The sequence below is a fragment of the Streptomyces angustmyceticus genome, assembly GCF_019933235.1.
Taxonomy (GTDB): Bacteria; Actinomycetota; Actinomycetes; order Streptomycetales; family Streptomycetaceae; genus Streptomyces; species Streptomyces angustmyceticus.
The window spans coordinates 5,847,406-5,867,255 of sequence record NZ_CP082945.1; the positions used below are offsets into that span (position 1 = coordinate 5,847,406).

Genomic DNA, 19,850 nt, shown 5'->3' on the forward strand with positions numbered 1-19,850 from the left:
TTCCCGGTCAGCGTACGCGGCGCTCAGGCGAGCTTCCACCGGCGGAATTCCGCCGTCCCGCGGTCCCCCGTCGCGGAGTTGGCGGCGGACTGGTGCAGGCCGGTGTCCTGCCGGGCGGCCGCTCCGGGGACGCTGACGGTGGCGATCTCGCGCCAGGTCGCGCCGTCGTCGGTGGAGCAGGAGCCGGTGTACGTGCCCCCGGCCGCGGTGTCCTTCCCGCGGGTCAGGCGGAGCAGGACGGGCGCGGTGACGCCGGTGATCCGGCGGTAGGTGTCCAGGGTGCCGTCGCCGCTCGCGTCGTAGGACAGCACGACGCCGTTGGCGGGGGTCACCGACAGGTTGAGGAAGCCGAGGGCGTCCGGCGCGCCCGGGGCCGGGGGCGCGGTGAGGCGGTTGCGGACGACGAGGCCGGCGCGGGCCCAGGGGCCGGTCGGGTCCTGGGAGGTGACCTCGACGGTGGCCGAGCCGCCCGCGGCGAGCGCCCCCGGCCGGTAGACCGCGCCGAACTCGGCGGTGCCCTTCCACAGGTCGGCGCCGCCGCCGTTGACGGCCAGCCGGTCGTCCAACTGGCCGAAAACCGCCGCATTGGTGGTGACGGTCCGCAGCCCGTCGTCCAGCGGGCCCGCCACGAACAGGGTGCCGTGCCGCGCCGCGCGGACCCGCGGCTCGCCCCGGGGGCCGTAGTCGACGGCGAGGTCGTAGGGGAGCGGGCGCAGGGGGGCGTCGAGCCGTCCTGCGGGGGCGGTGACCCGCCAGCGGGCGCGGCCGGTGCCGCCGGGCGGGAGCGACGGCAGCGACACCGGGCCCGACGCGGTGGCGTCGACGCCGGTCAGCGCGAAGTCCACCCGGCCGGTCGCGCGCAGCCCGTTGACGTTGCGCAGCGCCGCGGTGACGGTGGCCCGGCCGCCCGGCGGCAGCGCGGGCGGATCGGCGGTGACCGTGACGGTGCCCTGGTAGGGAGCCTTGGCGAGGGTGTCGTGGACGCGGCGCGCGGTGCGGTACGCGTCGGTCGTCGGGCGCAGCGGATGGCCGGTGCGCGCGCGGGTCCAGGGTTCCTCCATGGCGTACCAGTCGAAGGTCTTCGGCGGCCGGCCGGCGGCCAGCGCGTCGGCGAGTTCGTCCAAGTACGCCTGCCACTGCGGGAGATGGACCTCGCCGATCAGGCCGTGCCAGTCGCGGTTGGCGTAGTTGGCGAGGGAGCCGCCGTCGGCGGTGGCCCGGTCCGCCCAGGTGGTGATCAGCGCGCGGGCACTGTGCTCCAGCCGCGCCTCCTCCTCGGCGTCGCCCGCCATGGCCCTGGCCTGGGCCAGCCACGGGCCGAGGAGGAAGGACCGGTGCGCGCCGGTGACCTCGTCGCTGAGCCGCATCAGCCGCAGCCACAGGTCCGCCAGCGCGCCGAACGCCGCCCGGTCCTCGCGCCGGTACGCCTCCTGGAGCTGCCCGATCAGCTGCCAGGACCGGTTGGCGAGGGCCTGCCGGGCGGCGTCCGTCAGGTCGTGGCGGTAGGCGTCGCCGGCGCGCAGTGCGGGGCGGACCCGCAGCAGCGCGGCGAAGGCGGTGTCGAACGCCGCCGGGTCGAAGGCCGGGGTGTGGGTGGCGTAGACGGTGCCGGAGCGGGCGGCCAGCGACGGGCGGGCGGCGAAGACCGAGTCGTGCGGCCGGCCGTCCGCGCTGGAGATCTCGTACGCGCTGGTGCGCAGCGCGGCGTACGCGGCTCGGGCCGCCTCGTCGCGGGCGCCGTAGCGCAGGTCGGCATAGCCGTCGAACCACGCGGCGCGGTCCACCGGGCGCTCCCGCCAGGCCAGTTCGCAAAACAGCTCGAAGGCGGCCGGGTCGCGTTCGGCGGCCTCCGGCATGTACGCGGTCCCGGCGAGCTTGCTGCCCGGCTTGTCGCGCCAGGCGGTGAAGCGCTCGGCCCAGAGGTGGGTCCTGGCGCCGAGGGTGGTGCGGCCGCCGAAGTTGGGGATGGAGCCGAAGGCGTACGGCACCCCGCCCCAGTCCCGCTCCCGGTCGGTGACCGTGTCCAGGTCGCTGAGGCCGTCCACGATCAGCATCCGGTCGTGGTCGACGGCGTCCAGCAGGTCGCGCCGCGGGTTGCCCTGCCAGCCCAGGATCACCCAGGTGGCGTCGGGGCGGGCGGTGCGCAGCGCCTTCTCGACGGCGCGCGCGGCGTCCGGCACGGGCACGTCGCCGGGGTCGCCGCCCTCGTGCAGCAGATCCATCTTGAAGTGGTCGGCGGGGCCGAGGAGTTGCTGCTGATGGCGGTAGAAGGAGGCGGCGGCCGCGGCGAAGGCGTCGGTGCGCGGATCGAGCCAGTCGGGGCGTTTGAGGCCGGACCAGGTGCCCTGCGGCACGGTGCGGGCGCCGGGGTTGCGGGCGGCGAAACCGTCCGGGACGGTGCCGAAGTAGCCGGGCAGGACGGGGTGCATGCCGAGTTCGCGCAGCCGGTCGGTGATCCTGCGGCCCAGCTCGGCCCGCCTGTCGATCAGGCCGTGGCTGAGCGGGCCGCCGTAGCCGCTCATGTTCTGCAGCAGCCACCAGGGCTGGTGCGAGGGCGCCGGGAGCCAGGCGCGGGCCTCGGCGTCGGAGTAGCCGGAGTCGGTGAACAGCCGGTGGTAGACGGCCTCGGCGCCCGGGGTGACCAGCACCTCGTTCACCCCGTGCAGCGCCAGCACGTCGAGCAGCCGCTCCCAGTGCGGCCAGTCGGCGTACGGGGCGGTGTAGCCGTCGTGGGTGTCGTTGAGGGCGAAGCGGTGGCGCAGCGCGGTGGACCGCTCGACGGGCGCGGCCGGGGCGGGCAGCCGGCCGGGAAGATCCACCTGGTCGCCGGCCCAGGACAGGTGGGCCCGGCAGGTGTACTTGAGGTACCAGTGGACGCCGGTCAGCAGGACGGCGGGGGTGGTCCCGGAAACCGTGATCCGGCCCGCCCGGCCGTCCACCCGGAAGCGGTCGGCGCCGCCGTCCGGGGTGAGCGGCACCAGATGGAACTGGTCGGCGTGCCGGGGCAGCAGCCGGGTCAGCGCGGCCCGCGCCGGTGCGGTGTCGTGGGCCGGTGCCCGCTCCGGGCGGCGGGCGGAGGTCCCGGCGGCCGCGGCGCCGCCGGCGGGGGCGGCCCCGCCGAGCGCCGCCCCGGCGCCGATCGCTCCGGCGGTTCCCAGCAGTGCGCGTCGTGACGGTCGGCTCACGTGTGCCCCCCAGGGCTCGGTGTCATCCACAGTCCCGTGCGGGGGGCACGCTAACGGCCGGCCGGCCGCCGTCCAAGTAGGCAACGGGCCCGTATCAGGGGGCCCGGGACCGGCAGGAGCGGGGCGGCCGGCCCGCTCGCTTCGGGCTCCGGTGCCCGGCCCCGGAGCGCGGCGACCAGTGTTCCGCGGACCCTCATCCGTTCGCTCCCTGGGCTTCACGCGCCCGGCCGGCGGGCCCGGGAACAGTCAGCAGCGTAGCGAAGGGCCAGGTCATCGGGCTGTGCCGGCGGGCCGCGCCCCACCCCAGGGGCGTGTCCGGCACCGGCCCGAGCAGACCACCACCTGCTCCGCCCGGCCCACCGGCCCGCCGTCTCACCGCCCGTCGACCCGCACCGCCTCCCCACTCCCCACGGAGGGCTCTCATGAGCATGGCATCGACCGCGAACGCCGCCGTCCCCCGCACCGCTCCCGTCCACACCCCCGCTCCCGCCGCCACGCCCACGGCCGCCCCCGACGGCCCCGGCTACACCGCGGAGATCGCCGGCACCCGCGCCCAGATCCGCGCCGCACAGCGGCTGCGCCACCAGGTCTTCGCCGGCGAGATGGGCGCGACCCTGCACTCCCCGCTGCCCGGCCACGACATCGACGCCGTCGACGACCTCGCCGACCACCTCGTCGTCACCCACACCGCCACCGGCGACATCGTCGGCACCTACCGGCTGCTGCCGCCCGGCCGCAGCGCGCGCCTCTACTCCGACGGCGAGTTCGACCTCGGCGCGCTGGCCGGGCTGCGCCCCGCCCTCATCGAGGCCGGCCGCTCCTGCGTCCACCCCGACCACCGCAGCGGCGCCGTGATGACCCAGATGTGGTCCGCGCTCGCCCGCTACACCCTGCTCTCCGGCCACCGCTACCTCGCGGGCTGCGCCTCCGTGCCGCTCGCCGACGGCGGCACCGCCGCCGCCCACGCCTGGGGCCTGGGCCGCACCCGCCACGCCGCCCCGCCCGGACTGCGGGTCACCCCGCACCACCCCTGGCACCCCACCGTCCCCGTCCCCGAGCGCCCCTCCCTCGCCCAGTTGCCGCCGCTCCTGCGCGGCTACCTGCGCATCGGCGCGTTCATCTGCGGCGCGCCCGCCCACGACCCGGAGTTCGACGTCGCCGACTTCTTCGTCGTCCTGGACATGGAACGGCTCGACGACCGCTACCGGCGCTACTTCCTGGGGGAGCGGTGAACGGCCCCTGGGACGTGTGGTCCGACTGCACCCCGGACTGCGCCGCGCACGCCCTGCCCCGCGTGACGGCGCCCCGCGTCGCCCGGCGCGGCGCGGCCTTCGCCGGTGCCGTACGGCGGGCGCTGACGGACGGCGCGCGGATGGCCGATCCGGTACGGCTGCGGGCGCACGCCGCGTCGCTGCTCGACGCGCTCGGGGTCCGCGTCGAGGGCCCGGCCGCGCTCACCGCGGGGGACGGCCCCGGCACCCTCGTCGTCGTCAACCACATCTCCTGGCTCGACATCCTCGCCCTGCTCGCCGTCGAACCGGTCACCCTGCTCGCCAAGCGCGAGGTCGGCGCCTGGCCGGTCGTCGGCGGCCTGGCCCGCCGGGCCGGCACCCACTTCATCGACCGTACGAGCCCCCGCCGGCTGCGGCTCACCGTCCAGGAGGTGTCCGAACTGCTCGGCTCCGGGCGGTCGGTGGCGGTCTTCCCGCAGGCCACCACCTGGTGCACCGCCGACCGCGGCGGCTTCCGCCGGGCCACCTTCCAGGCCGCCCTCGACGCGGGCGCGCCGGTCCGCCCGGTGACCCTCGACTACACCCAGCAGGGCCTGCCCAGCACGGTGGCCGCCTTCTGCGGCGAGGACACCTTCGCCGCCTCGCTGCGCAGGGTGCTCGCCGCCCGCGCGCTGACCGTACGCGTCACGGCCCATCCGCTGCTGACGGCGGCGGACGGCAGCCCCGACCGGCGGGAGCTGGCGGCGCGTGCGGCGCGCGCGGTGCTCGGCGGCCGGCCGGAAGCCGGGCCGGTGGTACGGCCCGAGGCCGCGGCCGCGGTCCGGCGGGCGACTCCCGCGCGGACCGCCCTGCGGCCCGCCGCGGCGCTGCCGGACTCCCCGGCAGCCGGCTGTCCGCTCCCGGGCTCCGGCGCCGCGCCCCACGCTCCCGCACCCCACCCCCCGGCCCATGTTTGAGCAACTCGACCAGCTCACCGAGCCGTTGCGGGGCATGCTGGGCTCGCCCTGGCTGTGGGTGGTCGTCCTGCTGGTGTCGGGCCTGGACGCGCTGCTGCCGTTCATGCCGAGCGAGACCACCGTCGTCCTGGTCGCCGTGCTCATCGGCCCCGACCTGCCGCTGCTCGCCCTGCTGGCGGGGGTGGCGGCGGCCGGGGCGCTGGCCGGTGACTGCCTGGGCTACGCGGTCGGACGCTACGCGGGACCGCGCGCGGTCGCCCGCCTGCTGCGGGGCGAGCGCGGCCGGGCCCGGCACTCCAGGGCCCGGGCACGGGTCGAGCGCCATGCCGCCCTGCTCATCGTCGCCGGCCGCTTCCTGCCCGGCGGCCGGGTGGTCGCCGCGCTGTCCACCGGGAGCGTCCGCTTCCCGCTGCGCCGCTTCGTGGCGCTGGACGCGGTGGGCGCCGGCGTCTGGGCCGTGGGCAGCGCGGCGCTCGGCGGCGTGGGCGGCCCGGCGCTCACCGACTCCCCGGCCGAGGGCATGCTGCTGGTCTCCGGCACCGGGCTGGTGGTGGCCGGCTGCGTGGGCGCGCTGCACCGCCGGACCGGCTCGCAGGACGGGAACCGGGGCGGTGGGCGGGACACCGGGCACGACGTGCCGAAGCGGTGCGGGCCGTGGCCGGGCGCGCCGTCCGGCCGGGCGGGGGAGCACCTGACCGCCCGGCCGCGCCCTCGCCGGGAGGGCGTCTGAGGGGCCGCTCCGAGGCGCCGGGCCCTCAGACGCTCGGCACGTACTTGTAGCCGACCCGCCGCACCGTCACGATCGACGCCCGGTGCGCGGCGCCCAACTTGCGCCGCAGCCGGGCGACATGGACATCGACCGTCCGGCCGTCGCCGACGTGCCCGTAGCCCCACACCGTGGTCACCAGCTGGTCGCGGGTGTGCACCCGGTGCGGGTTCGCCACCAGATGCGCCAGCAGCTCGAATTCGAGGTACGTCAGGTCCAGAGGCCGGCCCTGGACCTGCGCGGTGCGGTGCTCGGGGTCGATCCGCACGATCGCGTCACCGGTCGGCGCGCTCACCGGCGGCGCGGCGGCCGGCGGCGCGGTCGCGGCCTCGGCGGCCGGGACGAGGACGAGGTAGCCGACCATCGGCGGGCTGCCGGGCAGCGCGGGCAGGCTGTGCTGCGGGGCGGGCAGCCAGGTGGCGCCGGCGTCCAGCAGTTCGGCGACCGAGGGGACGCCGTCGGGTGACGCGCCACCCGGGGCGGGGACGGGCGCGGGACGGGCCTCGCCCGGCGCCACGGCGCGCAGCCGGTGGCGAGGGGGGTGCGGGGCGGGGTGGGCGGGGAGCGGCGTCGTCGCGGAACCGGCGGTGAGGGTACGGGCGTTCGTCATGGGAGTCAGCTCTTTCGCGCAGAGGGGCGTCGGGGACGTCGTACGCGCGGGCAGGGCGGGAAACGCCGGTCAGCGGCGTCGGTGAGGCGTGTGCGGGCCCGCGCTCAGTGCGCGCGGCAACACAGGCGGTCGAAGGCGTGCGCCTGCCGGGAGGGCCAGAAGGGCTCCAGGTCGCTGCGACCCGTCGCGGTGTCTGTGAGGCTGGCCATGGCCCTATTGAACCAGACGGTCGGTGATCTGTCCCTCGGGTGGCGGCCCCTGTGACATGAATCCGCCGCGTCCCGGCCGCGCGGGCGACGGCCCGGACGCCGGACCGGTCGACGGCCGATCCCGACTCCGCGTTCCCGCGGCGGAGTTGGCGCACACGCAAGCAACTGCGGCGGGAGCGGCCGGAATCCGCTATGCGTCACATATCCCTCTTCCTGTACGTCTTCCCCCTCCCACGAGGCATCCCCTCCCGTGCGGCTTCCCCCTCCCGCGCCGCTTCACGTTCGCGTGCCGCTTCCCCTTCCGGCCGGTCTCCTGGCCCCCGCCCGCATGCCCGCCCCCATCGCGACGCCGAGGGCGAGCGCCACCAGGTGTCCCGCGTCGGTGAACGTCCGCTCGCGGCGCAGTACGGGGCGTATCGCCAGCGCCAGCAGGCCGGCCGTCGCCGCCGTCCGCGCGCCGCGGTGCGGGACGGTCGCGGCGAGCGCGCCGACCGTGGCGTTGAAGCCGTAGCTGGCCCCGACGTCGATGGCCCGCGCGGTCACGTCCGGCCCGGTCGCGTCCCGCCCGGCCGCGTCCGGCACGCGCTCGCCCGGTGTGGTCAGGACCGGCGCGCCCGGCTCCCGTGCGCCCGTGTCCCGCGTGCCCGAGCCCGTGGCCGCCACCCGGCATGCGGGCGGCGCCGCGGCGCCGGCCGGCGGAGCGTGCCCCGCCGTCCGTGCGCGCAGGGCCGCGTAGACCAGCAGGCTGGCCCCCACATGACCGGCCGCGAACACCGCGGCCGTGCGCCGGGCGCCCCAGCGCCACTCGGCCGTGCCGAGCGCGGCGAGCAGCCCGGCGCCGTACGCGAGGGGCAGCGGCTCCTCGACGAAGGCCGCGCTGGTGGCCAGCGTCTGCCACCGGCCGGCCCGCAGGTTGTCGACGTTGGTGGAGTGCGTCCGCAGCAGCTCCGTGCGCCGGTGGCCGGGCAGCCGCGCGGCGGCGTACGCGCCGAGTTGTACGGCGCCGACGTACAACGGCGCGGCCCAGGGCACCATGCGCGGCATCTCAGTCCCCCGTCCGCGGCAGTCGCCTGCGCCGGTCCAGCGGGGCGACCTCGATGACCCGGTCGGGATCGCCGTCCCACCGGGCCGGCAGCCCCGCCCCGGCGAACGCCGCGACCACCGCCCGTCCGGCGTCGTCGCTGGTCGCGCGGAAGTGCCGCTCCGGCCCTGGCGCGGTCTTGACGCTGATCTCAAGCATTTCTCCAGCCTGCCAGCAGCCACTGACAACCGGGCCCCGAACGGCCCGCCGGACGACCCCCGGGGCGCAGCCGAAGGGCCACGCGCGGCCGGAGGGTGTCCGGGAGCAGCCGAAAGGGCCGGACCGCACCGGCCCGGCCCTTTCGGCCGTGATCACGCGAGGGTCAGATCTGCTCGCGCCGCGCCAGCTCCGTGCAGCAGGTGTCCACGATCAGCCGGGTGACCACGTACGGGTCGACGTTGGCGTTGGGGCGCCGGTCCTCGATGTAGCCCTTCTTCTCGACCTCGACCTGCCAGGGGATGCGCACCGAGGCGCCGCGGTCGGAGGCGCCGTAGGAGTACGCGTCCCAGGGGGCGGTCTCGTGCGCGCCGGTCAGCCGGTCCTCGATGCCGGTGCCGTACTGGCGGACGTGCTCCAGCGGCTTGTCGTCCTGGCCCAGCGCCTCGCAGGCGGTGATGATCGCGTCGTAGCCCTCGCGCATCGCCCGGGTGGAGAAGTTGGTGTGCGCGCCCGCGCCGTTCCAGTCGCCCTTGGCCGGCTTGGCGTCCAGCGACGCGGTGACGCCGAACTCCTCCGCCGTGCGGTGCAGCAGCCAGCGCGCCACCCACATGTGGTCGGAGACCTCCAGCGGGGCCAGCGCGCCCACCTGGAACTCCCACTGGCCGGGCATGACCTCGGCGTTGATGCCGGACAGGCCCAGGCCGGCCGCCAGGCACAGGTCGAGGTGCTTCTCGACGATCTCCCGGCCGAAGATCGCGTCGGCGCCCACACCGCAGTAGTAGTCGGCCTGCGGCGCCGGGTAGCCGCCCCCCTCGGGGAAGCCGAGCGGACGGTCGCCCTTGAGGAAGGTGTACTCCTGCTCGATGCCGAAGATCGGCTCCTGTCCTGCGAACCGCTCCGCCACCGGGCGCAGCAGCGCGCGGGTGTTGGAGGGGTGCGGGGTGAGGTCGGTGTGGAGCACCTCGCACAGCACCAGCAGGTGGTCGCCGCCGCGGATCGGGTCCGGGCAGCTGAACACCGGCTCCAGCACGAGGTCCGAGGCGTGGCCTTCGGCCTGGTTGGTGCTGGAACCGTCGAAGCCCCACCGCGGAAGCCGGCTGCCGTCGGGCAGGATCCGGGTCTTGGAACGGAGCTTGGCGGTCGGCTGGGTGCCGTCGATCCAGATGTACTCGGCCTTGATGCTCACGGGGTCCTCTTCACGGTCGGTGCGGGTACGGTGCGGGCGTGCCGCGGCACTCTCGCAACGCGCCATTTCTCGTCCGTTGCCCGTTTGTGAACCACAGGTTACCGAGCCGGACATCCCGCCGTTCCGAAGGATTTCCCCCCAGGGAACCTGGGATTCCATGCCGTAATGTGCTCGTCTTCACATCATTCCGATGTGACCCAGACCTCAGGGCCGCCCCTTCGGCGGCCCTTCGAAGAGACACTGACCGCATGACCACCCCGCGCATCGGACTCCTCGGCACCGGACCCTGGGCGCGGCGCGTCCACGCCCCCGCGCTCGCCGCCCATCCCGGTGTCGAGTTCACCGGCGTCTGGGGGCGCAGGGCGGAGGCCGCCGCCGCGCTGGCCCAGGCGCACGGCACCCGCCCGTACGAGAGCCCGGACGAGCTGTTCGAGGTGTGCGACGCCGTCGCGATCGCGCTGCCGCCGTCCGTGCAGGCCGCGTTGGCCCTCCGTGCCGCGGCGGCCGGCTGCCATCTGCTCCTGGACAAGCCGGTGGCCACCACCGTGCCCGAGGCCCGTGCGCTCGTCGCGGCCGCCGACCGGGCGGGCGTCGCCTCGGTGGTGTTCTTCACGGCGCGCTTCGGGGAGCGGGAGGGGGCGTGGATCGCCGCCCAGGCCGCGGCCGGCGGCTGGTTCAGCGCGCATGCCGACTGGCTCGGTTCGGTCTTCGCCGAGGACAGCTCCAGCCCGTACGCCCACTCGCCCTGGCGCCGGGAGAAGGGCGGGCTGTGGGACGTCGGGCCGCACGCGCTGTCGGTGCTGCTGCCCGTGCTCGGCGACGCGGAAGAGGTCACCGCGACCCGCGGCCCGGCCGATGCCGTGCTGCTGACGATGCGGCACAGCAGCGGGGCGGCCAGCTCGGCGACGCTCGGGCTGACCGCGCCCGCCGCGGCGGCCGGTGTCGAGGTCACCCTCCGCGGCACCGCGGGCACCACCTGCCTGCCCCGGCGCCAGGAGGGTCCCGAAGCGGCCTACCGCCACGCGGTCGACGCCCTGCTGGCCGCCGTGGAGACCGGTCTGCCCAACGCCTGCGACCTCCGCTTCGGCCTCCGGGTCACCGAGATCCTGGCGGCCGCGGAGGAGGCGCTTCCCCCGCTCATGCCTCAGGAGTCATCACCACATGGCGAATTTGGTCGTGGAGGGCATCAGTAGGTGTCCGTAGCGTCGGTGCCGTGACCGCTTCGTCACGCTCCTTGCCACCGGACCGAGGGACCCGCCATGCCATCCGCCACCGGCTTCACCAGTTACGCCGACGCCCTCCTCGCCGCCCTCGCCCGCGACCCGTCCCGCACCGCGGTGACCGTGGGGGAGAGCGGCGAGGAGATCACCGCGGGCGCCCTGCACGCCACCGTCCACCGCATGGCGGCGGTCCTCGGCGGCCGGGGCATCGGCCGCGACCGGACCGTCTGCCTCCTCAGCGGCAACCGCCCCGAGGCGCTCGCCGCCCGCTACGCCGCGAGCCTCCTCGGCGCCCGGGTGGTCTTCCTCTACGACGGCATGGCCGCCGAGATCCTGGCCCGGATCGCCGGCAGCGTGGAGGCCGCCCTGCTGCTCGTCGACCCGGCCCTGCACACCACCGCACGGGAGCTGCTCCGGCACACCCCGGGCCCGCTCCCCGCGGTGATGACGCTGGGGGAGGGCGCCGCCGACCTCGGCCCCGACCTGCTCGCCGCCGCTGCCGCGCTGCCCGCCACCCCCGAGGTGCCGAGCGCCGCCCGCCCCGGGGACGACTGGTGCATCCGGCACACCGGAGGCACCACCGGCGTCCCCAAGGGCGTCCGGATGCGGCACGCCCCGTACGCCGAGATGGTGCTCCACCAGCGCATGGCGGCCGCCGGCGATCCGCCCCGCTTCCTGGCCTGCACCCCGCTCGCCCACCTCGCGGGCATCCTGGCCGACGCCACGCTCGTGGCCGGCGGCACCGTCGTGCTGCACCGCGTCTTCGACCCCGCCGCCGTGCTCGCCGCCGTCGCCCGCCACCGCATCACCCACCTCTGGCTGCTGCCCCCGCTCCTCTACCGGCTCCTCGACGACCCCGCCCTGCCCACCACCGACCTCGGCTCCCTCACCCGCATCACCTACGGCGGCTGCCCGGCCTCCCCGGCGCGGCTGGCGCGGGCCGCCGAGGTCTTCGGCCCGGTCCTGTTCGGGATGTACGGCCAGGCCGAGGCGATGTCGATCACCGAGGCCGGCCCGGAGGACCACCTGCGCACCGGACCCGGCGGACGGATCACCGTCGGCCGCCCGCTGCCCGGCGTGACACTGGCCGTGCGCGACGCGGACGGGCGGGACCTGCCGGCGGGGGAGCGGGGCGAGGTCCACGTCCGCTCCGCCGGGGTGATGAACGGCTACTGGAAGCAGCCCGAGGCGACCGCGCGGGTGCTGGCCGGCGACGGCTGGCTGCGCACCGGAGACGTCGGGGTGCTGGACGACGAGGGGCGGCTCTACCTCGTCGACCGGGTCAAGGACGTGATCATCGTCGTGGGCGGGCACGTCCACCCAGCGGAGGTCGAGGACCTGCTGCACACCCACCCGGCGGTCGCCCACTGCGCGGTCTACGGGGTGCGCGGGGCGGACGAGACGGAGGAGGTGCACGCCGCGGTCGTCCCCGCCCCGGGCCGGACGGTGGACGCCGCCGGTCTCCGCGCTTTCGTCACGGAGCACACGGGCGCCCTGTACGCCCCGGCGGTCGTCCGGTTCCTCGACGCCATCCCCCTCACCCCGGTGGGCAAACCGGACCGCGCGCTGCTGCGCGCGACGGCCGCGAAGGGGCGCTGAGAAAGGCCGCCGACACGGCCCTCCCAAGGGCGTCAAATCCCCTCTGGCCAGGGGCTTTTGTCAGTGCCCGGCAGTAGAATGGGAACCAGTCAGTGAGGGTTCATCCACCGCTCCAGGAGGTCGCCGATGGCCGCTGCCACACTCATGACGAAGTCTCTCCCGGCCCACCCGCTGCCCAAGAAGCCGCTGCCCGCCGGATGGCCGCGCGAACGCTACGAATCGCACAACCGCCGCCTGAAGGCCATGCGGCTCGCCATAGCCCTGCTCGACACCGGCGTCTACCGCCCCGAGCAGGCCCACAACCGCACGATCCGCAGCACCGCGGCCGAGATCGGGGTCCACGCCCCGTCCGACACCACCTGCCGCATGGTGCGCGCCCTCCTCTACGACCACTGCTGACGGACGGCCGGCACACCAACAGGGCGGCCGTCCCCGGGACTTCCCCGGGGACGGCCGCCCCTCGCCCGCTCACCCGGCCGGGCCGTCGCCCGGACCCTCGGGCCCGTCCTCCGCGGCGGCGTCCAGCTCCGTCACCTCCGCCAGCGCCTGGGCCAGCCACTCCACCCAGAACGTCTCCAGCCCGATCCCGGCCCGCAGCACCAGCCGCCGCAGCCGGTCCTCGGGATCGGTCGCGGCCCCGAAGTCGCGGTCCTCGATCTCCTCGTACTCCGCCAGCTGCCGCCGGTGCAGCGTCAGATGCCGCCGCAGCTCCTCGTCGAGTCCGGCCCGCCCCACCACCGCCGACGCGCGCAGCCGCAGCAGCAGCGCGTCCCGGATGGGCTTGGAGTCCTGCTCGCCGCCGGCCCAGCGGGTCAGCTCGCGCCGGCCCGCGGGCAGCACCTCGAACTCCTTCTTCTGCCCGCGGGACGGCTGCGCGCTCGGCAGCGCCCGGATGAACCCGGCCTGCTCCAGCTTTCCCAGCTCGCGATAGATCTGCTGGTGCGTGGCCGACCAGAAGTAGCCGATCGACCGGTCGAACCTGCGGGTCAGCGCCAGCCCCGACGACGGCTTCTCCAGCAGGGCGGTGAGGATGGCGTGCGGGAGTGACATACGGCAATCCTAGGCAGCCGGCGGCAGGTCACAGCGCCGCCGCCAGCTCCGTCCCCTGCGCGATGGCGCGCTTGGCGTCCAGCTCCGCCGCGACGTCCGCGCCGCCGATGAGGTGCACGGCGCGCCCCTCGGCCCGCAGCTCCTCGTACAGGTCCCGGCGCGGCTCCTGCCCGGTGCACAGCACCACGGTGTCCACGGGCAGCGTGCCGGGCGTGCCGTCGACGGTGACGTGCAGGCCCTCGTCGTCGATCCGGTCGTACGTCGCCCCGGCGACCATGGTCACGCCCCGGTGCCGCAGCTCCGCGCGGTGGATCCAGCCGGTGGTCTTGCCGAGGCCGGCGCCGACCTTCGACGCCTTGCGCTGCAGCAGGTGCACCTGGCGCGGGGGCGTGGGCCGCTCGGGCGCCCGCAGCCCGCCGCGCTCGCCGTACGACGTGTCGACGCCCCAGGCGCGGAAGTACGTCTCCGGGTCCTGGCTCGCCGCGTCGCCGGCGTCGGTGAGGAACTCCGCGATGTCGAAGCCGATGCCCCCGGCCCCGATGACCGCGACCCGCTCGCCGACCGGCGCGCCGTCGCGCAGCACGTCGAGGTAGCTGACGACGCTCGGGTGGTCGATCCCCTCGATCTGCGGGGTGCGCGGGGTGACACCGGTGGCGACCACGACCTCGTCGTACCCGTCGAGGTCCCCCGCCGCCACGGGGGTGTTCAGCCGGACGTCGACGCCCTGCCGCACCAGCTGCGTACGGAAGTAGCGCAGCGTCTCCTCGAACTCCTCCTTGCCCGGCACCCGCTTGGCGAGGTTCAGCTGCCCGCCGATCTCGGCCGCGGCGTCGAACAGGGTGACCTCGTGGCCGCGCTCGGCGGCGGACACGGCACAGGCGAGCCCGGCCGGCCCGGCGCCGACCACCGCGAGGCGCTTGCGCCGCCGGGTCGGGGAGAGGACCAGCTCGGTCTCGTGGCACGCCCGCGGGTTGACCAGGCAGGACGTGATCTTCCCGCTGAAGGTGTGGTCGAGGCAGGCCTGGTTGCAGCCGATGCAGGTGTTGATCTCCTCGGCCCGGCCGTCCTGCGCCTTGTTGACGAAGTCCGGGTCGGCGAGGAAGGGCCGGGCCAGCGACACCATGTCGGCGCGCCCGTCCGCGAGCAGTTCCTCGGCCACCTCGGGGGTGTTGATGCGGTTGCTGGTCACCAGGGGGATGGTGACCGAGCCCATCAGCCGCTTGGTCACCCAGGTGTAGGCGCCGCGCGGCACCGAGGTGACGATGGTGGGGATGCGGGCCTCGTGCCAGCCGATGCCGGTGTTGATGATCGTGGCACCGGCCGCCTCGATCTCCTTGGCGAGCGCCACCACCTCCTCCAGCGTCGAACCGCCCGGGACGAGGTCCAGCATGGAGAGCCGGTAGATCAGGATGAAGTCCGTGCCGACGCGCTCCCGGGTGCGGCGGACGATCTCCAGCGGGAAGCGCACCCGGTTCTCGTACGAGCCGCCCCAGCGGTCGGTGCGCCGGTTGGTGGCGCCGGCGATGAACTCGTTGATCAGGTAGCCCTCGGAGCCCATGATCTCGACGCCGTCGTAACCCGCGGACTTGGCCAGCTCCGCCGCCCGCACGTAGTCCTCGACGGTCTGCTCGACCTCGTCGTCGGTGAGCTCGTTCGGCACGAAGGGGCTGATGGGCGCCTGGATCGCGCTGGGGGCCACCAGATCGGCGTGGTACGCGTACCGCCCGAAGTGCAGGATCTGCATCGCGATCCGGCCGCCCGCGGCGTGCACCGCGTCGGTCACCGCGCGGTGCTGCGCCGCCTCCTCCTCGGTGGTCAGCTTGGCCCCGCCGTCGTACGGCCGTCCCGCCTCGTTGGGCGCGATGCCGCCGGTCACCATCAGGCCGACGCCGCCGCGCGCCCGGGCCGCGTAGAAGGCGGCCATCCGCGCGAAGCCGTTCTCCGCCTCCTCCAGGCCGACGTGCATCGACCCCATCAGGACCCGGTTGGGAAGGGTGGTGAACCCGAGGTCGAGCGGGCTCATCAGGTGCGGGTACTGGGTCATGGGGCCCTCCTGGCGCGGTGGTGGTGACAGCAGTTGTAGACCAGCCGGAGAGCCTTATGCAACAAGTTGCATAAAACAGTGACGCAGACGACGCGCACGACGCCCGGCGCGCCCCCGGGCGCCGCGCCCGCACCGCACGCATCCGCCGCATCGGCGCAGTGTGGCGTATCACAGACAACGCGGCGGGGCTGTGGGAACTTCAACTGTGCTGCTCCTCAATGGAGTTGCCGAAGAGCCGAAGGTGCGGGCCGGACGGCGCGCGGACCGCACGGAACGCCTGGTGGGGGCGGCCGGGGCGAGGCCGCGGGCGGCGGCGGGCATGCGGCTCGGGCCGGTCTGCCCGTACGTGGAGAGGGTCGCATGAGCACTGTGCAAGCCATCACGCTCGACCAGGTGGTCGACACCGCCCGGTACCCCCTGTCGCAGCTCGACGGCCCCGAGGGGCGGGCCGTGCTGTCCCGCGCCCGGCGCGAACTCTCGGACCTCGGCTGCACCGTGCTGCCGGACTTCATCCGCCCGTCCCTCCGGGCGACGCTGGAGGACGAGTGCGCGGCCATCGCCCCCCAGGCGCACTACGACGTCGAGACCGTCAACGTCTACAACATCGCGGTCGACTCGGACCTGCCCGAGGACCACCCCGGGCGCCGCACCTTCCAGCGGGGCAACGCGTTCGTCGCACGCGACCGCGTCCCCGCCGAGTCCGTCATCAGCCGGCTCTACTCCCACCCCGCCTTCCAGGACTTCATCGCCCGCTGCTTCGGGCTGCCGCGCCTCCACGAGCTGGCGGACCCGCTCTCCGGACTGGTCCTCAACGTCGTCGCGCCGGGCATGGAGCACCCCTGGCACTTCGACACCAACGAGTTCACCGTGAGCCTGCTGACCCGCGGCGCCCAGGACGGCGGCGTCTTCGAGTACTGCCCGAACATCAGGTCCGCCGCGGACGAGAACTTCGACGACGTCCGCGACGTCCTGGACGGCCGGGGCGAGCGGCTGACCCGGCGCCTCCCCCTGCACCCCGGCGACCTGCAGCTGTTCAAGGGGCGCTATTCGCTCCACCGGGTGAGCCCGGTGCGCGGCGACCTCGCGCGCCACTCCGCGATCTTCGCCTACAGCGAGCGCCCCGGCGTCATCGGGAGCGTGGCCCGCACCCGGCAGCTCTTCGGCCGGGTCCTGCCCGAGCACCTGGCGGCCGAGGGCCGGGCCGTGCGGGGCGACCGGCTGCTGGACTGACGGCGCGCGCGGACGCGCCGCCACGGCCGTACCTCCGGCGGGACCGGACACGGCCGGTGACGGCGCGACCATGAACGAGTGACATCACGGCCGACAGGCCCCACGACCGGAAGCGAGAGAGCAGAATTGAATACCCGTCAGGAAAGGGCAGCAGCCATGACGACCTTCGCCCACGAGGAGCGCCTCCCACGGGTGCCCCTGCCCACGTTGGAGGCCAGCTGTGAGCGCTTCCTCGCCTGGTGCGCGCCGCTGCTGACCGCCGACGAGCTGGCCGCGACCGAGGCGGAGGTGACCGCCTTCCTCCGCCCCGGCGGCCCCGGCCGGACGCTGCACGCCGCGCTGGAGGAGTACGACGCCACCGAGGGCGTCCACAGCTGGCTCGACACCTTCTGGCCCTACCGCTACCTGGGCCGCCGCGACCGGATCGCGCTCAACGCCAACTTCTTCTTCCTCTTCCAGGACCCCCCGCCGCACCGGCCCCGCACCCAGGTCGAGCGGGCCGCCGGGCTCATCGCCGGAGCCGTCGCCTACAAGCGGCAGCTCGACCAGGAGACCCTCCCGCCGGTGGCACTGCGCGGCGTGCCCCAGTCGATGGTCCAGAACAAGTACCTGTTCTCCGCCACCCGTATCCCCGGCGCCCGGCAGGACTCCGTCCGCAGCCCCTACACCGACGCCTGGCCGGGCCCCTCCGACGCCCGGCACATCGTGGTGTTCCACCGCGGCAGCATGTTCCGGATGGACGTGCTCGGCCCGGACGGCGTCCCGTACGGCCTCGACGATCTCGAAGCGGGCCTGCGCGCCGTACAGAAGGCCGGCGCCGAACCGGCCCCCGCCGACACCTCGGTGGGCCACCTCACCACCATGGCCCGCGCCGAGTGGGCCGCCGCCCGGGAGTCCCTGCGCGCCCGCCACCCCCGCAACGCGGACGCCCTGGAGGACATCGAGACCGCCCTGTTCTGCGTCTGCCTGGAGGACTTCGCCCCCGCCGGCATCCAGGAGGCCTGTGACGAGCTGCTGTACGGCGACCGCGGCAACCGCTGGTTCGACAAGGCCGTCTCCCTGATCGTCTTCGCGGACGGCCGGGCGGGCATCAACGTCGAGCACTGCGAGCTGGACGGCACCACCATCCTCGCCTTCACCGACGCCCTGCTCGACACCCCCGCCGAGGAACACTCCCGCCGCTCCGGAGCCCGCTCCCAGGGCCAGCCCGCCGTCGAGCCGGTCGTCTTCGAGCTGGACGACACCCTCCGCTCCCAGGTGCGCGCCGCCGCCGAGGCGTTCGCGGAGTACGGGGCGGACACCGCCACCCGCACCGTCTCCTTCGACGACTTCGGCAGCACCACCGCCAAGGCCCTCGGCTCCTCGCCCGACGCGTTCGTCCAGCTCGCCTACCAGCTGGCCCACCAGCGCGCCAAGGGCCACCTGGGCGCCACCTACGAGTCGATCGCCACCCGCCAGTGGCGGCACGGCCGCACCGAGGCGATGCGCGTGGTCACCCCGGAGATCCAGGAGTTCGTCGCCGCGATGGAGGACCCGGCGACGGACGCGGAGACCCGCCGGGCCGCGTTCCGGGCCGCCGCCGCGCAGCACGTCGCCCGCGCCAAGGAGTGCCAGGCCGGTGACGCGCCCGAGCAGCACCTGTGGGAGCTGGAACTCATCCAGCGCCGCCGCGGAAGCGAACTCGGCGTGACCGAGCAGCCCGCCCTCTACCGGACACCCGGCTGGCTGACGATGCGCGACGACTACCTGAGCACCAGCTCCGCGCCGTCCGCCAACATCCAGTACTTCGGCTTCGGCTCCACCAGCAGCCGCTGCATCGGCGTCGCCTACGTCCTGCTGCCCGACCGCTTCCACCTCTACCTGAGCACCCCGCTGGCCGTCGCCGACCAGATGCTGACGTTCGCCGACCGGCTCCGCGAGGCGGTCGCCGAACTCCGCGAACTGCTGGCGCCGGGGGAGGACGGGGCCTGACCGCTCGCACCACCGGACGGCGGCGGGCCGGTCAGGGACCCTGCCCCCCGACCGGCCCGCCGCCGTCCGCCCTGCCCGGCACCCCGCTTTTCCCCCGCCTGCTCCGCCTACTTCAGCAACCGGGACATCCGCCGGTCCGCGAGCACCTTGCCCCCGGTCTGGCAGCCCGGGCAGTACTGCATCGACCAGTCGCTGAACGACACCTCACGGATGGTGTCCCCGCACACCGGGCACGCCTCCCCCTTCCGCCCGTGCACCCGCAGCCCGCTCCTCTTCTCCGCCTTGAGGTCCTTGAGCGCCAGCCCCCGCGACCGCTCCACCGCCGCGGCGAGCGTCGTGCCGATGGCCTCGTGGAGCCGCGCCACCTCCTCCGCCGAGAGCCGGGCGGCCGGCTTGAACGGCGACATCCTCGCCGCGTGCAGAATCTCGTCCGAGTACGCGTTCCCGATCCCGGCGATCACGCTCTGATCCCGCAGCACCCCCTTGATCTGCCGGCCTTCCCCCGCCAGCAGCCCCGCGAACGCCTCCGCCGTGAAATCGCCGGAGAGCGGATCCGGCCCGAGCCGCGCGATCCCCGGCACCTCCTCCACCTCCCGCACGACATACACCGCCAGGTGCTTCTGACTCCCGGCCTCGGTCACCTCGAACCCCGCACCGTCATCGGGCTCCCCGAGCCGCACCCGCAACGCCAGCCGCCCCTTCCCCGGCCGCGGCGGCACGGCCGGCAGCCGCTCGCTCCACCGCACCCACCCCGCCCGCGCGAGGTGCATGACCAGGTGCAGCTCCCCGGCCCCGAGATCGAGGAACTTCCCGTGCCGGCGCACCACGTCGAACGCCCGCCCTTCGAGCGCGGTGAGCGGCGGCTCGTACGTCTTCAGCGCATGAACGGAAACCGGATACACCCGCTCGACGACCCGCCCCACGACATGCTCACCCAGGAACCGCGCGAGCGACTCGACCTCCGGCAATTCAGGCATAACGCCAGTGTGCCTCGGAAGCGCGGGGGGCACCGGTCGCGGCTGGGGGGCGGAGGCGTGCGCGGGACTGTGGCGGCGACCGCGGCGGGGGGCAGCGGCAATGGCCGGGGCACGGCAGCGGCCGTCGTCACCGACGCCAACCGCGTCCTCCTGGTCCGCCGCAAGCCGGACGACTTCATGGGCGGCCTGTGGGAGGTGCCGTCCGGCCATGTGGACGCCGGAGAGAGCTGGGCCGCCCTCGCCGGCGACCTGCCGGGTGTCACCGACGGCGTACGGGAGGTTCTGGCCTGCGTGTAGGAAAGCGACGAAGAGACGCGGGCCAGAGAGCCGGGCCAAGCCGGCGAGGGCCGCTGCCCCGGGTGCGGGGTAGCGGCC

17 protein-coding genes are annotated in these 19,850 nt (G+C 75.1%); 9 read left to right on the forward strand and 8 right to left on the reverse strand.

The genetic code is table 11. The features are described from left to right. Window positions 1-23: 23 nt before the first annotated feature. Window positions 24-3,185, reverse strand: a complete 3,162-nt coding sequence (locus K7396_RS26135; RefSeq protein WP_086715094.1) for an alpha-N-acetylglucosaminidase — start codon at window positions 3,183-3,185, stop codon at window positions 24-26. A gap of 422 nt (window positions 3,186-3,607) precedes the next feature. On the opposite strand from K7396_RS26135, the gene K7396_RS26140 reads away from it, so the two are divergent. From K7396_RS26140 to K7396_RS26150, 3 genes are read left to right on the forward strand one after another with little or no spacing between them, the layout of a single operon-like run. Further along, the gene (locus K7396_RS26140) at window positions 3,608-4,417 is read left to right on the forward strand and encodes a GNAT family N-acetyltransferase (protein ID WP_152105197.1); all 810 of its coding nucleotides are present in this window, start codon (window positions 3,608-3,610) and stop codon (window positions 4,415-4,417) included. Further along, on the forward strand, window positions 4,414-5,373 hold the full coding sequence (locus tag K7396_RS26145; RefSeq protein ID WP_152105196.1) for a lysophospholipid acyltransferase family protein: 960 nt from the start codon (window positions 4,414-4,416) through the stop codon (window positions 5,371-5,373). The genes K7396_RS26140 and K7396_RS26145 overlap by 4 nt, the downstream gene beginning before the upstream one ends. Next, window positions 5,366-6,103 carry a DedA family protein gene (locus K7396_RS26150; RefSeq protein ID WP_152105195.1) on the forward strand — a complete coding sequence of 246 codons (738 nt, stop codon included), beginning with the start codon at window positions 5,366-5,368 and terminating at the stop codon, window positions 6,101-6,103. The genes K7396_RS26145 and K7396_RS26150 overlap by 8 nt, the downstream gene beginning before the upstream one ends. A gap of 25 nt (window positions 6,104-6,128) precedes the next feature. Here the strand turns inward: K7396_RS26150 and K7396_RS26155 are convergent, their stop codons facing one another. The 4 genes from K7396_RS26155 to glnII form a co-directional block, all read right to left on the reverse strand. Then, window positions 6,129-6,749: a winged helix-turn-helix domain-containing protein gene (locus K7396_RS26155; RefSeq protein WP_152105194.1), complete on the reverse strand. Its 621-nt coding sequence runs from the start codon at window positions 6,747-6,749 to the stop codon at window positions 6,129-6,131. A 485-nt stretch (window positions 6,750-7,234) separates the two neighbouring features. Continuing rightward, window positions 7,235-7,993, reverse strand: a complete 759-nt coding sequence (locus K7396_RS26160; protein WP_223660208.1) for a rhomboid-like protein — start codon at window positions 7,991-7,993, stop codon at window positions 7,235-7,237. 10 nt (window positions 7,994-8,003) lie between these two features. Next, window positions 8,004-8,198: a DUF6891 domain-containing protein gene (locus tag K7396_RS26165; RefSeq protein WP_152105193.1), complete on the reverse strand. Its 195-nt coding sequence runs from the start codon at window positions 8,196-8,198 to the stop codon at window positions 8,004-8,006. A gap of 163 nt (window positions 8,199-8,361) precedes the next feature. Beyond that, complete coding sequence (glnII, locus tag K7396_RS26170; protein WP_152105192.1) at window positions 8,362-9,384, reverse strand: glutamine synthetase; 1,023 nt, start codon at window positions 9,382-9,384, stop codon at window positions 8,362-8,364. A gap of 248 nt (window positions 9,385-9,632) precedes the next feature. On the opposite strand from glnII, the gene K7396_RS26175 reads away from it, so the two are divergent. The 3 genes from K7396_RS26175 (at window position 9,633) to K7396_RS26185 (ending at window position 12,602) form a co-directional block, all read left to right on the forward strand. Further along, window positions 9,633-10,577, forward strand: a complete 945-nt coding sequence (locus tag K7396_RS26175; RefSeq protein ID WP_086720485.1) for a Gfo/Idh/MocA family protein — start codon at window positions 9,633-9,635, stop codon at window positions 10,575-10,577. Window positions 10,578-10,643: 66 nt separating this feature from the next. Next, on the forward strand, window positions 10,644-12,203 hold the full coding sequence (locus K7396_RS26180; RefSeq protein WP_086720486.1) for an AMP-binding protein: 1,560 nt from the start codon (window positions 10,644-10,646) through the stop codon (window positions 12,201-12,203). A 126-nt stretch (window positions 12,204-12,329) separates the two neighbouring features. Further along, window positions 12,330-12,602: a hypothetical protein gene (locus K7396_RS26185; protein ID WP_086720487.1), complete on the forward strand. Its 273-nt coding sequence runs from the start codon at window positions 12,330-12,332 to the stop codon at window positions 12,600-12,602. Between the two features lie 69 nt (window positions 12,603-12,671). On the opposite strand, the gene K7396_RS26190 is transcribed toward K7396_RS26185, so the two are convergent. Then, entirely contained in the window at window positions 12,672-13,253 is a 582-nt protein-coding gene (locus K7396_RS26190; RefSeq protein ID WP_086720488.1) for a PadR family transcriptional regulator, read from the reverse strand. A 28-nt stretch (window positions 13,254-13,281) separates the two neighbouring features. Beyond that, window positions 13,282-15,297 carry an NADPH-dependent 2,4-dienoyl-CoA reductase gene (locus K7396_RS26195; protein WP_086720489.1) on the reverse strand — a complete coding sequence of 672 codons (2,016 nt, stop codon included), beginning with the start codon at window positions 15,295-15,297 and terminating at the stop codon, window positions 13,282-13,284. A 360-nt stretch (window positions 15,298-15,657) separates the two neighbouring features. Here K7396_RS26195 and K7396_RS26200 point away from each other — a divergent pair, with 360 nt between their 5' ends. Next, a complete protein-coding gene (locus tag K7396_RS26200; protein ID WP_086720490.1) occupies window positions 15,658-16,527 on the forward strand; it encodes a HalD/BesD family halogenase in 870 nt (289 codons plus the stop codon). A 156-nt stretch (window positions 16,528-16,683) separates the two neighbouring features. Further along, window positions 16,684-18,498 (forward strand): choline/carnitine O-acyltransferase, encoded by a 1,815-nt coding sequence (locus K7396_RS26205; protein ID WP_152105191.1) that lies wholly within the window; start codon window positions 16,684-16,686, stop codon window positions 18,496-18,498. Window positions 18,499-18,605: 107 nt separating this feature from the next. Here the strand turns inward: K7396_RS26205 and K7396_RS26210 are convergent, their stop codons facing one another. Then, on the reverse strand, window positions 18,606-19,475 hold the full coding sequence (locus K7396_RS26210; protein ID WP_223660209.1) for an Fpg/Nei family DNA glycosylase: 870 nt from the start codon (window positions 19,473-19,475) through the stop codon (window positions 18,606-18,608). A gap of 57 nt (window positions 19,476-19,532) precedes the next feature. Here K7396_RS26210 and K7396_RS26215 point away from each other — a divergent pair, with 57 nt between their 5' ends. Further along, the gene (locus K7396_RS26215; protein WP_223660210.1) at window positions 19,533-19,772 is read left to right on the forward strand and encodes an NUDIX domain-containing protein; all 240 of its coding nucleotides are present in this window, start codon (window positions 19,533-19,535) and stop codon (window positions 19,770-19,772) included. Window positions 19,773-19,850 lie beyond the last annotated feature (78 nt).